At 69.6% G+C, this 13401-nt stretch carries 11 protein-coding genes and 1 tRNA gene; 6 read left to right on the forward strand and 6 right to left on the reverse strand.

The annotated features are described in order from the left end of the window. The first annotated feature begins 16 nt into the window (after positions 1-16). Positions 17-90, forward strand: a tRNA-Val gene (locus EW117_RS16230). Between the two features lie 64 nt (positions 91-154). On the opposite strand, the gene EW117_RS16235 is transcribed toward EW117_RS16230, so the two are convergent. Further along, the gene (locus tag EW117_RS16235; protein WP_129787755.1) at positions 155-1042 is read right to left on the reverse strand and encodes a cation-transporting ATPase; all 888 of its coding nucleotides are present in this window, start codon (positions 1040-1042) and stop codon (positions 155-157) included. A 323-nt stretch (positions 1043-1365) separates the two neighbouring features. Here EW117_RS16235 and EW117_RS16240 point away from each other — a divergent pair, with 323 nt between their 5' ends. The 3 genes from EW117_RS16240 to EW117_RS16250 all read left to right on the forward strand — a co-directional run bounded on the left by EW117_RS16240 (position 1366) and on the right by EW117_RS16250 (position 2618). Then, positions 1366-1647, forward strand: a complete 282-nt coding sequence (locus EW117_RS16240) for a YcxB family protein (RefSeq protein WP_129787756.1) — start codon at positions 1366-1368, stop codon at positions 1645-1647. A 271-nt stretch (positions 1648-1918) separates the two neighbouring features. Beyond that, positions 1919-2188, forward strand: coding sequence for a prevent-host-death protein (locus EW117_RS16245; RefSeq protein WP_129787757.1), 270 nt, complete (start codon positions 1919-1921; stop codon positions 2186-2188). Continuing rightward, positions 2178-2618, forward strand: coding sequence for a type II toxin-antitoxin system VapC family toxin (locus tag EW117_RS16250; protein ID WP_129787758.1), 441 nt, complete (start codon positions 2178-2180; stop codon positions 2616-2618). Before EW117_RS16245 ends, EW117_RS16250 begins: the two co-directional genes overlap by 11 nt. Positions 2619-2731: 113 nt before the next feature. On the opposite strand, the gene EW117_RS16255 is transcribed toward EW117_RS16250, so the two are convergent. From EW117_RS16255 to EW117_RS16270, 4 genes are all read right to left on the reverse strand, one after another. Further along, entirely contained in the window at positions 2732-3040 is a 309-nt protein-coding gene (locus tag EW117_RS16255; RefSeq protein WP_129787759.1) for a hypothetical protein, read from the reverse strand. Positions 3041-3173: 133 nt separating this feature from the next. Then, positions 3174-3833, reverse strand: a complete 660-nt coding sequence (locus EW117_RS16260; protein WP_129787760.1) for a response regulator — start codon at positions 3831-3833, stop codon at positions 3174-3176. After that, on the reverse strand, positions 3830-5032 hold the full coding sequence (locus EW117_RS16265; RefSeq protein WP_129787761.1) for a sensor histidine kinase: 1203 nt from the start codon (positions 5030-5032) through the stop codon (positions 3830-3832). The genes EW117_RS16260 and EW117_RS16265 overlap by 4 nt, the downstream gene beginning before the upstream one ends. Further along, positions 5029-5862, reverse strand: a complete 834-nt coding sequence (locus EW117_RS16270) for a CPBP family intramembrane glutamic endopeptidase (protein WP_129787762.1) — start codon at positions 5860-5862, stop codon at positions 5029-5031. Before EW117_RS16270 ends, EW117_RS16265 begins: the two co-directional genes overlap by 4 nt. Before the next feature lie 132 nt (positions 5863-5994). On the opposite strand from EW117_RS16270, the gene EW117_RS16275 reads away from it, so the two are divergent. Next, positions 5995-6585: a uracil-DNA glycosylase family protein gene (locus EW117_RS16275; protein WP_129787763.1), complete on the forward strand. Its 591-nt coding sequence runs from the start codon at positions 5995-5997 to the stop codon at positions 6583-6585. Positions 6586-6615: 30 nt separating this feature from the next. On the opposite strand, the gene EW117_RS16280 is transcribed toward EW117_RS16275, so the two are convergent. Continuing rightward, complete coding sequence (locus tag EW117_RS16280; protein ID WP_129787764.1) at positions 6616-6918, reverse strand: hypothetical protein; 303 nt, start codon at positions 6916-6918, stop codon at positions 6616-6618. 213 nt (positions 6919-7131) lie between these two features. Here EW117_RS16280 and EW117_RS29785 point away from each other — a divergent pair, with 213 nt between their 5' ends. After that, positions 7132-12837, forward strand: a complete 5706-nt coding sequence (locus tag EW117_RS29785) for a DNRLRE domain-containing protein (RefSeq protein ID WP_207211899.1) — start codon at positions 7132-7134, stop codon at positions 12835-12837. The last annotated feature ends 564 nt before the right edge of the window (positions 12838-13401 follow it).

Genomic DNA, 13401 nt, shown 5'->3' on the forward strand with positions numbered 1-13401 from the left:
TTGTGGTCCGCTGCCGGGGCTCGTAGCTCAGTTGGTTAGAGCGCCACGTTTACACCGTGGATGTCGGGGGTTCGAATCCCTCCGGGCCCACCCTGTGATGACGCGGGACATCGTTGATAGATGTTCCGCGTCATCGCTCATCGGGTGGGCCGGCTCAGAAGAGGTTGCGCGGGTCGAACTTCTCGGCCAGGTCCGAGAGCGACTGGCCCGCTCCGGAGACCTCGTCCCCGAGCCCGGACACCGCACCCTCGGCCGTGCCGGCAAGGTCCTCGACGCCCGCGGTGGCCTGGTCAACAGCACCCGCACCGAGGCCTTCGACTCCGGCAGCGGCTTCGCCAAGGGCACCGGTCCCGATCTCACCGGCCGCCGCTGTCAGTCCTTCGACGTCGACACCCGACGCGAGCGCGTCGAAGTCGACCCCGAGGTTCGCCGCGTTCTCCAGGAGCGGGCCCGCCACGCTGCTCACCGCCGCACCGGCCGCGACGGCGCCCAGGATGCCTACCGCACCGACGGCGACTCCGGCCACGGCCCCGCCGGTGCCGACCTTCGCGAGCACCGACCGCATGGAGCCCGGTCGGCGGGCCTCCGTGCGAGCCGCTGCCCGGGACAGATCGGCGACGTCGGCCGAGCGGGGCTGCTCGTGCGGCGGTAGCTCCGTCTGCATGCGCTGCAGCACCGCCTGGCGCTGCGCAGGCGTCAGCTGCGCGAACGACTCGGCATGGATCTGCTCGATCTGGTGCGGTTCGGCGGTCTGCATGAGGTAGTCGTACCGGGCGATCGCCTGGCGGTCCGCGTCGGTGGACCCCGGCGCGGCCGGCCGGCCCTGCGGGGCGGTCGGGTAGCCCCGCTGGGCGGGCGCCTGGCCCGGCGTCTGCGCAGCCTGGTCACGCCCGCTCACCGCGGCGGCCACGTCCTGGAGCGTGGACTGCCAGGACCTCTGGCCCGTCGAGCCGCCCTGCGGCGCGCCCTGCTGTTGCTGCTGTCCCGTCTGGGAGTCGAGCACCTTCTTGGCCAGGCCGATCATGTTCGTGAGCTTGGACATGCGGTCCGTTCCTTCCGTCGGGCGGAGGGACCACACTTCCAGGCGAACATGAGAAGTCTGTGAGACCAGGATGAGAGTTTCACCCGGTGACCATCAACTCCGAGGGCTGTCGCCGACCGAGGGCGACAGAGCTGGCGGCCGCCCGGGTGCGCTGCGGCGCGTGACAGCACAGGATCGTGGCACCGGGACCGGCGTCCGCTCGGAGTACGACTTCGTCCCTACGCGGGCGGACTACGTGGCGCTGCTCCGGAACATGCCCATGATGCCGCTGGTGACGGTGTCTACGTGGGTCATGGGCTGTGATCGGCCTGGGGTGTGCGCGGTTGGGCAGCCTTGCCGCCTGGCGCAAGCCGGCGAACCGCGAACCTGTGCGCGCCGTGCTCGATGCTGACGGATTCAGCCATACGGGGCCCAGCGGTGCGCGGCCCTTCGTCTGGGGCGTCGCGTCTCAGGCCAGGGAGACGGCCGAGGCGTACTACGTCTACGTGCCGAACGGCGTGTCCTCGCTTGTCTACTGGCTGCCCAAGCGGGCCGTCCCGATCGACGAGCACGCGGCGGTCCGGCAGCAGATCCAGGCGTTCGTCGGGCGGTACCGGGTCCGCTGAGCACTGCCGCTATGTCGCGGGAGCGACGTCGGCAAGGGATCGCCGCGTCGTGCCCGTCTGTCTCAGCCGTTGTCGAGCATGGGTTCCCAGCACCGGGTGGTGACGCCGATCCCGTTCCAGCGGTTGATGGTGAGCGCGCAGCCCTAATTGGCTCACATGTTGGGCCGATCCACGGCATCTTGAACGGGCCGCTCATGCCCGGAGTGGCGGCTGAATGACACGAGAGGGAAGTGCTGTAGCACGATGTGACACCCGGTGCTACGGTGTTCTTATGAGCACTCAGCCAGAGATCACCCAGCGCGACCTGCGCTCGCGGTCGAAGGAGATCATGGACGCCGTCCAGTCTGGTCGGTCGTTCACGGTCACGCGTGACGGGCACCAGATCGGTGAACTGGTCCCGTTGCGGCGCCGTCGCCGCTTCGTCCCGCGTGCGGAGTTCGCTGCGATGTCTCAGGCGGGCCCACACATGTCGCTGGAGGCGTTCCGTGCCGATCAGGAAGCGACCGTCGACGACGAGGTCTCCGATCCCTATGAGCGCTGAACCCACCCAGGGTCTTGTCGATACGAACATCCTGATCCTGCGAGACCGGATCGACATCGGCGAGCTGCCCGATGAAATGGCTGTCAGCGCCATGACTCTCGCGGAGCTCTCCGCAGGGCCTCACCTGGTCCGCCCCGACAGCATTCAGTACGACGAGCATGCTGAACGAGCGCGTCGCATAGACGTCCTCCAGCGGGTCGAGAACGAGTTCGACCCCATCCCGTTCGACGCCGAGGCGGCCCGTCTCTACGGCCGGATGACCGCCGGTGTCGTTGCCGTCGGGCGCACGCCGCGCCGCCGTGCCGTCGATCTCATGATTGCTGCTACCGCGGCAGCCGAGGGCCTTCCTCTGTACACGTCCAACCCTGACGATTACAAGGGACTCGAACACATCATCACGCTCGTCCCCGTCACCCGACCGGCCGACTGAGACAGGTCTCGTCTGTGTGACGTACGGGTGTCCGACGCCGATGGTGCCCGACGTCGCGCAGGCAGGGGTGCCATGCCCGCCCACCGGCCGGCGCGACGCTGGGCCTCGGGGTGCTATTCCTCGTGGCCGGCGTTGCCGCGGCAGGCCTCACCCGGGCTGGGCACGACGTCCTTGAGGCCGTGGCTGACGAACTTGCCATACGTCTGGACGTGGCCGCCCGTGACGAAGTCGTCGTCGAACCCGGGTGGGTTGTTCTCGATGTCGTCCGGGAGGTCCCGGCCCGAGAACGCGCACGCCGAGCTGGCGATGAACGCGCCCGGGATCGGAGCGCCCTTCCCGTTGGTCTCGCCGGCGTGTGCCGACATCGCGCCACCGACGGTCAGTCCCGCGGCGACGACGAGCGTCATCAAGACGCGCTTCATGTTCACCACCTCCTTGTGGTGAAGGGCGTCCGGGTAGGTCGGGCGAACCCGGTCCGCCCCCCGAAGTCAAAGTACGTCGAGGCCGCCGCTCGCACCCTCTGGGGCGCAGAGATCACCCCGTCGTCGGCGATCGTCACGTCACCAGCCCGTTGCGGTAGGCGTAGACCACCGCCTGCACGCGGTCGCGCAGGCCGAGCTTGGCCAGGAGGCGCGACACGTACGTCTTGACCGTCTCCTGGCTGATCACCAGGGCCGCGGCGATCTCGCCGTTGGACAGGCCGTCGGCGATCAGGTGCAGGACCTCCAGCTCGCGCCGGGTCAGCGCGGTGTCGTCGGGCGTGCTCTCAGTGGGCCGGATGCGCGCCGCGTACCTGCCGACGAGCTGCCTCGTCACCTCGGGAGCCAGCAGTGCGGCCCCGGTGGCGACGGTGCGGATGCCGGTCAGCAGCTGCGCCGCCGGGGCGTCCTTGAGCAGGAACCCGCTCGCCCCGGCGCGCAGCGCCTCGTAGACGTACTCGTCCAGGTTGAACGTCGTCACCACGAGCACCTTGACGGGATGCTCCACCCCGGCGCCGGCGAGCAGGCGGGTCGCCTCGATGCCGTCGAGCACGGGCATCCGGACGTCCATCACCACGACGTCGGGATGCACCCGGCGGGCGAGGTCGACGGCGGCCCGCCCGTCCGCGCACTCGCCCACCACCTCGAGGTCGGGCTGGGCGTCGATGATGGTCGCGAACCCGGTACGGATGAGGGCCTGGTCGTCGCAGATCAGGACCCGGGTCGGCGTTGTCACGACCCGGTCCCGGTCGGGATGCGGGCCAGCACGACGAATCCGCCGCCGTCCCGCCGGGTCGCGTCGAACTCGCCGCCCAGGGTGGTGACCCGTTCGCGGAGCCCGGTGAGCCCTCGGCCGCTCCCTTCGGGCGAGCGCGGGCGGGCGCCAGTAGTGCCTGCCTGCTCCGCGGCCTGTGCGACGGGCTGCTCGGGTCCGGTCCCAGCGGTGCTGACCTCCACGGTGATCTCCCTTTCGTCGTACCGCACGCCGACCGTCGTCGGGCTGCCGTGCGCATGCTTGAGGGCGTTGGTCAATGCCTCCTGCACCACCCGGTGGGCGACCAGCTCGGCACTCCCGGCTGATTCCGACGGCGTGCCCTCCTCGGTGAGCTCAACCGGCTGCCCCGACCGACGGGTCTGCTCGACGAGCGTGCGCAGCTCTCGGAGGGACGACGTCCGCGCAGCGCCGTCGTGCCCCGGGTCGAGCAGGTCCAGCAGGTTCCGGAGGTCGCCGATCGCCCGCCGGCCCGTGTCGGTGACCGCGGTCAGCGTCTCCTCGAGACGGTCGGGGGCGCTCGTCAGGTAGCGGGCAGCCTCCGTCTGCACGACCATCGCCGTTACGTGGTGGGTCACCACGTCGTGCAGCTCGCGGGCTATCCGGGTGCGTTCGGCCGTGCGGGTCTCCTCGGCGACCCGGAGCCGGTGCTCGGTCTCGGCCGCCCGGGTGGAGCGCAGCCAGGAGCCGGCGGCCCACAGGAGGACCAGCGCCAGGTAGAACGTCAGGTACCCGTCCGCCCGCTCGGTCCCGCCGACCAGGTCGAGCGCGACCGCCAGCACCGCGTAGCCCCCCGAGAGGACGATCGCGATCGTGCGGCGTCGGCGTTCCAGGTAGGCTCCCGCGCTCAGCAGCGCGATGACGAGCCCGGTGCCCGCGAACGTGTGGTAACCCCGGAGCTGGTCGAGCGCGAAGCCGAGCGACACCAGGACGAGGCAGGCCCCGGGCCACCGCCGGCGGGCGGCGATCGGGAGGCACTGGAGGACGATCGCCACGACGGTCAGCGCGTCAAAGGGACGGGTCGGCAGCGCGCCGACCTGCGTCCCCAGCCCGTGGAACGCCGGCACGAACGATGCGACCGCCGGCACCAACGCGAGCGGCAGGTCCCGGACCGTGACATCGAGCTGACGCCACCGGTCCAGGACCCGCCGGAGTTCGATCACCTGGCGAGCCTAGCGGCCACGTCCGCCCGGGCCGCGCGACGGACGGGGACCACGTGACCACGGCGGTAGGCCAGCCACATGAACGCGCCGGTGGCCAGCACGCCGAGCACCACCGCGTAGATACTGGCCTCCGGTCCGAAGCCGCCGCCCGTGACCAGCGCGGGACCCGAGATCGTCGCGTCCAGCAGGCCCTGCGCGGTGTTGCTGCCGGACACCTCCGTGCTGAAGATGGCGCTCGCGGCGATGTTCCAGCCGAAGTGCAGGCCGATCGGCACCCACAGCTTGCGGGTGGCGATGTACGCGGCGGTCAGCATCCCGCCCGCCTCGATGGCGATAGCGAAGGCACCCACCAGGGTCGCGTTCGGGTTGGCCAAGTGGATCAGGCCGAACAGCGAGCCGGTCAGCGCGAGCGCGATCCAGCTGCCGGTCCAGCGCTCGATGTTCCGGAACAGGACACCGCGGAAGACCAGCTCCTCGGCCACAGCGGCACCCGCCATGATGCCGAGCAGGGCGAGGGCGCTCGCCGGCGAGCCCAGGCCGTTGATCGTGTAGTCACCGAAGAAGGCGATGCTCGCGATCACTGCCCCGAACAGCGCGATGCCGAGCAGCGTGCCCCAGCTGATCCCGGAACCTGCTCCCTTCACGGACACCTCGACGGGGGCCCGGTGCTCGGTTCGCCGCACCACCCAGCCGTAGACCAGGACTCCGACGACGGCCGTCAGCAGGCCGGCGACGAGCGCCAGCCAGGGGTTGTCCTTCACCGCAGCCGTACCCAGATTGCCGAGGATCCATACCGCCGCAACCGCCAAGAGCTGCCATACCAGACGCACGATGACTCCTCTGTGAGAATCCGCGGCGGGAGCGCTGCGGGATACCCCAAAGGTATGGATCCAGAGGTTCGCCGTAGTCACCGCACGGTGGACATTCGCAGGTAGCTCGCACGGGGGACAGACTGGGCTCCTATGCGCAGCAACCTCGACCAGATCCGGGCCGAGATCATCGCCCACCAGTCCAACACCTGGGCGCGCGACCTCGGCTACGAGCCCCTCTACGCCGCGGCCCCGGGCGCGCGGATCGCGCTCGTAGGCCAGGCGCCCGGCCGCAAGGCCCAGGAGAGCGGCAAGCCGTGGAACGACGCCAGCGGCGTGAAGCTGCGGACCTGGCTCGGCGTCGACGATGAACAGTTCTACGACCCGGACCAGTTCGCCATCATCCCGATGGACTTCTACTACCCGGGCAAGGGCGCCTCAGGCGACCTGCCGCCGCGCAAGGACTTCGCGGGACTGTGGCACCAGCGCATCCTCGATGAGCTGCCCGACCTAGCGCTCACGATCCTCGTGGGCGGCTACGCCCAGAAGTACTACCTCGGCGCCCGCGCGAAGCCGAGCCTGACCGAGACCGTGCGTGCCTACGCCGAATACCTGCCCTCGACCATCCCGCTGGTGCACCCGTCGCCGCTCAACTTCCGCTGGCAGTCCAAGAACCCCTGGTTCGAGGAGGACGTCGTTCCGGCGCTGCGGACGCGGGTGAGCGAGGCGCTCGCGGGGTCGTGACGGCGGTTGTCGTCGGACTGTGCCGGCCGCTCAGGCCGCGCCCTCGGACGCGGGCTCCGGCTCGGCGTGGTCGAGCGTCCGGAGAGCGTCCTTCAGGAGCCGGGCCTTGTGGGCGAGCTCAAGGATCTGCACGCCCTTCTCCGTGGGCTGCCAGTTGCCGTCGATGTAGGTCAGCACGTCGTCGTCATAGGCCTGCCGGGTGGCCACGAGGTGGTACTTGACCGTCGCGGAGTCTCGTTCGAGGGCATCCGCGGCGGCACCGTACGAGCCGCGTTCGTGAAGCGTGAGTACGGCGAGCAGGTTTTCACTGGTAGCCCTCTTGGCGCTCCCCATCGTGGCGGTTCCTTCCCCCAGGCAGCCCCGTCGTGGCATGGAACGACACCGTAAGCATCCTGACGAGGTGTCGTCAAAGTCCGGCTTATACGAATCGAGAGATTCACCCGTAGGTTTTCTTCCTCTGTTCCCCCTGGACGTCTGCTGGTTCGCTTCGGGTGGTTTGTTGACCTTCGCCTGAAATGGGCGAGGCGCGGCTCAGGGGGATTTCCGATGGCTCGCAGTACGACTGGACCGGTCGCGGACTCGACGGCGCTGACCAGGTCGGATGGCCGACGGCGGGGGCGTGTGGCGACGGTCGCGGTCACCGCGGCCGCCCTGGTCGGCATCTACCTGGTGCCGGCCGGGCCTGCCTTCGCGGCAAGCGACGAGGAGCCGTCGGAGGCCGACCGTGCCGCTGCGGCCGCCGCTGCGGCTCCGCCGTCCGACGGCTTCTCGGACCAGGGCGAGGACGAGGGCGGGAACTGGTTCACCGACCTCTTCGGCGGCGGTGACGACGACGCGCCGGAGGCGGATCCGATCCCGGCGGACGCCGAGCTGTCGCCCCAGGAACACTCGGTGGACCCGAAGATCGCGACGCCGGGCGAGCCGGGCGAGCGCGTGCGGGAGATGACCGGCAAGCGCACCGTCAACAGCCGGACGTTCCTGCTCGACAACGGCCAGCGCCAGGTGGAGCTGTCCGGCGAGCCGCTGTTCTACGAGACCGCGCAGGACGGCCTGGTCGAGATCGACACGACGGTCGCGGCGACCGGCAAGGCGGTGGCCGACGCGGGGGCGAAGGGCCTGTCCACGAAGGCGGGCAAGGCCGCCACGTCGGACGGCTGGTCGCACGCGAGCGTGGCGAACAGCGCACGGTCGTACTTCGGTCAGCGGGCGGACCGGGTGGTCCGGGTGGAGGACGCCGCAGGTCGTGGCGTCACCGTCGGGCTGCCCGACGCCGAGGACGGCGAGTTGTCCTCCCCCCAGGTGGACGGCGACACGGTGACCCACCAGGACGTCACGGCGCTCGATGGCGCGGACCTGTCGTACGAGGTGCTGCCGGGGCGGGTCAAGGAGTCGATAGTCCTCGCCGAGGCCCCGGCCGACGAGGCCTCGCTGGAGTACACCTTCACGCTGTCCGACCTGGGCGACCTGACGCCGCGCGTCGAGGAGGACGGGTCGATCGGCTTCCACAGCGAGCTCGATCCGGAGCCGGTGGCGTCGATTCCCGCGGGCGTGATGTGGGACTCCCGCAAGGCCGAGACCACGCAGGACGGCAGGCTGTCCGCGCCGGACGACGAGGGCGCCGCGGTGTCCACCGACGTGACCTACGAGCTGGAGCGTTCGGGCAAGGGCGCCTGGACGCTGACCGTGGTCCCGGACCTGGAGTGGCTCACCGACGAGGCACGCGTCTGGCCGGTGACCGTGGACCCGACGATCATCATCTCGCCGACGCAGGCGTTCTCGAAGGACACGATGATCCTGTCGGAGGCGCCTACCACGAACTACTACTCGTCGTCGCGGCTCTCGGTCGGCCGTACCAGCGGCGGTACCGCGCGTTCGATGGTGCAGTTCCCGCAGCTCCAGGACGTCGTGCCGACGGGCTCCGACGTCACGCGCGCCGAGCTGCAGCTGTACTTCGACCAAGCGCACACCGACTGGGCGACGCGCGTGCCGCTGGAGGTGCGCGAGGTGACCGCGCCGTGGACGTCGTCGAGCACGACGTGGAACTCGGCCAACGGGCTGATGGGGCCGGTGGCCGGCACACGCCGAACGGTGAACAACGTCTCGCCGTACGCGTCGGCGACGGGCTCCTGGCCGGCGTCGGCGCTGGGCGCGGACGGGTTCGAGGGCGACTATCAGTACAACCGGGACACGGTCGCGGGGGACGTGTTCACCTGGTCGCCTGACCTGCCAACCTCTGGCCTGTGGCAGGTGTGGCTGCACAACGTGACGGGTTCGAACCGGTCCACGCAGGTGCCGGTACGGATCACGCACGCCACCGACAACCCGGTGCACACGTACACGATGGACCAGACGGCGCCCACCGGATGGGACCAGATCGCGGCGCACACCTTCAACGCCGGTACCGGCGGCAAGGTGGAGATCCTGGACACCCCGGCGACGTCGTCGACCGCTGTGATCGCGGACGCCGTGCGCTTCGTCAAGCAGGCCACGGAGGTCCGGACGCCCGGCGAGATCGGCAAGTGGCACCGCTATGACGTGAGCGGCACGGTCGGGGCGTGGGCCAAGAACCCTGAGCTCGACAACGGGTTCATGATCAAGGCGACCGACGAGTCGAGCTCCGGCCCGGTGGGCGGCCCTCGCTACCAGGCCGGCGAGGACGTGTACGGCGAGGACGTGTACGGCGGCGAGACCCGCAACATACCGCGGCTGACCGTCACCTACGGCCAGCCGGGTGTGGTGATGGACATCCCGGACACGGTCCACGCGACCGGCGCGGAGCTGTCCTGGTCGACGTACCAGGACCCGTCGTCGAACACGGCGGACAACCTGGTGGAGTACCAGGTGCACCGGTCGGTCTCGCAGACGTTCGATCCGACCTCGTCGACGCTGGTGGCGCCGGTGGCTCCGGGAACGACGGAGTTCGTCGATACGACGGCGGTGCCGACCGCGGCTGACGCGACCGGCCAGGGCAAGCTGTACTACTACCAGGTGGCGGTCAAGCGCCGGGACGGCACCGTCGTGCCGTCGTCCACGCAGATCGTGCGCCTGCCCAAGGCGGGGCACACCACCAAGGTGATGGTCGCCTCCGGCGACACGTCGCTCGCGAGCGGGAAGCCGAACCAGAACTGGAACGCCATCCAGGACATCACCACGCAGCGCTGGGACCTGGTCGGCAACGCGTCGGAGTTCTACGGCGACACCCGCACCGTCATGGAGTGGAACGACGCCGCGTGGGATCTCCCCGACGGCGCCGTGGTGACGGATGCGGACCTGCAGCTGTGGCAGGCGACGACGGAGACGACCCGCACCAATCCCGACGGCAGCATGATCTACCCGACGCTGGGCGTCTACCAGCTCCGGAGGGCGACCGTCGACTTCGACGAGAACACCGCGACCTGGAACGACCCGGACGGGTCCGGGCCCGGGACGTGGACGCCCGGTGGTAGCCAGACCACCGAGTTCCAGTCGACCGTCTCGGGGCTGGGCGAGGGCCCTTCCCGGTTGTCGTGGAGCGCCAGAGCGGTGACCCAGGCTTTCGTGGACAACCCGACCTGGCACAAGTCGCTGATAGTCCGCATGGCTGACGAGGCCGCGTCCCAGGACCGGTCCCTGTTCGCCTCGGGCGAGGCCGCCGCGAACGGTGGCCTGGAGCGTTCCGAGCCGCGCCTGGCGGTCACCTACCTGTCCACCGCGCCCGAGGACACGTTCTACGCGCCCGACACCCCGGAGCGCATGCGCCCGGGCGCGAGCTACCAGGTGCCGATCACCGTCAGCAACACGACCAGGACGACCTGGACGGCAGGGGCCCAGGCCCTGGTCTCGTCCTGGACGCTGCCGGACGGTTCGGTGGCGCCGGGCTCGGAGTCGACGACGACGGCGCTCCCGCAGGACCTGTCGCCCGGCGAGCCGGCCGAGATGACGGCGACCGTCGTCGCTCCGCCCGTCAGCGACGGGAACCTGCGCTCGGACTACTCGCTGTCGTGGGAGATCGCCAACACCGCGGCGGCCGCTCAGGAGAAGACCGCGCGCCAGGACGCACAGGCCGCGGGGGAGGACTCTGCGAATGTGGCGGCCTCCGCCCAGGGACTGGACAGCACCGCCACCGGAGACGTGGCCCGGCAGACGGAGACCAGCGCGCTGGCCGAGGTCGGTATCGCGGCCCTGCCGGCGGGCAAGCTGAAGCAGAACGTCGCGGTCGAGGACCCGACGTCGGACCAGCTCGGCCTGGAGTCGTTCTACACCTACGCGGGGAAGAACACCGGCGCCGGCTCGACGGTGATGAACAACGTGGCCGCTGGCAACGCCGTCTGGTCGTACGACGCGTTCAGCAACCCGGGCCGTGGCCTGTCGACGTTCGCACGGTTCTCCTACAACTCGCAGGACACCTCTGACACGGTCTCCGGGTTCGGCTGGTCGGCGCAGGTGTCCGGGCCGATCCGGCTGGGCGCGCCGCTGGAGTTCCACCCGAACAACGGCCCGCGCGAGATCATGCTGCCCGACGGCGACGGCACGACCCACGTCTTCCGGCTGAACTCCACCACGGGCCAGTGGGACGCGCCCGCGGGCGTGAACTACAAGCTAACGCAGACCGCTGCCGACGTGACCTGCCCGGGCAACCAGAACTACGTCGAGGCTGCTTGGCAGATGCTGCGCCCCGACGGCACGAGGTTCGTGTTCGGCTGTGACGGCTACCTGAACAAGGTGATCGACAAGAACGGCAACACCCAGCAGTTCACCTACGCCGAGCGGCAGTCGAACAACCAGCCCCGGAAGTTCCTGCAGTACGTCACCGACCCCACGGGCCGGCAGACCCTGACGGTGGACTACTGGACCAAGGGCCAGACCGGCTGGCGGTACGTGGACGAGGCGACCGGCAACCTGGTCAACGGGTCGGGCGCGCTGAACAACTCGAAGATCTACGACCACGTGCGGTCCATGACCGACGTCTCCGGCCGGAAGCTTGAGTTCTACTACACCGGCAAGGGCCTGATGGGCCGGATGGTCGACGGCGCGGGCGCGACGGACGGGTCAGGGGCGTCGATCGCCAAGACCTTCAAGTTCACCTACGACGCCGACCAGGGCAACAAGAACGCCAAGCTCACGCGGGTCACCGACCCGCGGGGCAACGAGACGGAGCTGTCGTACTTCTACCCGTCGGAGGGCGACGACCCGAAGGACCACTGGTCGGTTCAGACGATCACCGACCGCAACGACGGCGTCACGACGTTCGACTACGCGCCGCACACCACTGCCGGCTGGTGGAACTCGACGGTTACGGATGCCGAGAACCACGCCACGAAGTACGTGTCGGACGACTTCGGCCGGCCGCGTTCGGTGACGAACGCGAAGAACGAGACCGTGTCGCTGACGTGGGACGGGGACAACAACGTCCGGACGCTGACCGAGGCCAACGGCGCGGTGACCGCGTACTGCTACGACCCCAAGACCGGGTACCCGTTGTGGCAGCGTGACGCCGAGCAGAACGCCGCCAACGGTGGCGCGCCCGCCGCGAGCGAGTGCGTCCCGGGCGAGGCCGCCGACCAGTCGCCCGTCGGTGCGCAGGTCATGGAATACCGGACCTGGGAGAGCGGGTACGTCGCACAGATCGTGCGGACCACCTCGCCCGAGGGCCGGAAGAACCAGTTCTCGCACGACACCAAGGGCAACCTGCTGACCGTCACCGACGGCAAGGGACTCGCGACGGCGACGACGGGTGACTACGTGACGCGGTACACGTACGACACGTACGGGCAGCTGCTCACGGCCACGGACGCCAACGAAAACGTCACGAAGTACCGCGAGTACACCGACGTGGGGTACCCGGAGGTCACCGAGGACGCGCTGGGCAGGGTCTCCCGGACCACGTACTCCGACGACGGGCGGGGGCTGGTGACTCAGGTCGAGGACCCGCTGGACGGTCTGGTCACCCAGGCCTACGACGACTTCGGGCGTCCGCTGGCGGGGACGGTCCGGAAGTCGGCGACCGAGACGATCACGACGCCGGCGCCGGTGTACGACGCGAACGACAACGTGACGACCTCGACGGCCCCGAACGGCGCGGTGTCCACGGCGACGTACGACGCGACGGACCCAGGTCACGAAGTCCACGATGCCGAAGGACACTCCGACGGGTCCGGAGCGGGCGAGCGTGTTCACCTACGACACGGTCGGCAACCTCAAGACGGTGACCGAGCCCAAGGGCGTGGCTACCACGGGGAACGCCACCGACTTCATGACGCGGTACGGCTATGACTCGATCTACCAGCAGACGTCGGTGACGAACGCTGACGACGACGTCATCAGCTACACCTACGACGAGGTCGGCAACGTCGTCAAGACGGTGGACCCGAAGAAGAACGCCACCGCGGATCCGGACGACTTCACGTCCACGGCGGACTACGACCTGAACCACCGGCCGGTCTCGGCGACGGACGCCGCTGGCAACTCGAGCTCGACGGAGTTCGACGCGGACGGGTTGGCGGTGTCCTCGACGGACCCGGACGGCAACACGTCCTACGTCACGTACGACGTGCGCGGGGCGCAGGTGGAGACCAAGACGCCGCACGAGACGGTCGGCGGCGTCGTGCAGTATCGGACCACGAAGGTGGAGTACGACGAGTTCGGGAACACCACGCGGGTGATCACGCCGCGGGGTGCGGCCACGGCTGACCCCGACGACTTCGCTTCACGGACCGAGTACGACGCGCTGAACCGGCCCGTGCGGTCTTATCAGCCGTATGACCCGGCGGATGCCCGGTACAACGACGCGAACGTCTTCACGGAGACGACGTACGACGCCGCAGGGCGGGCCGTGAA

The sequence above is a fragment of the Promicromonospora panici genome, assembly GCF_900608595.1.
GTDB classification, from domain to species: domain Bacteria; phylum Actinomycetota; class Actinomycetes; order Actinomycetales; family Cellulomonadaceae; genus Promicromonospora; species Promicromonospora panici.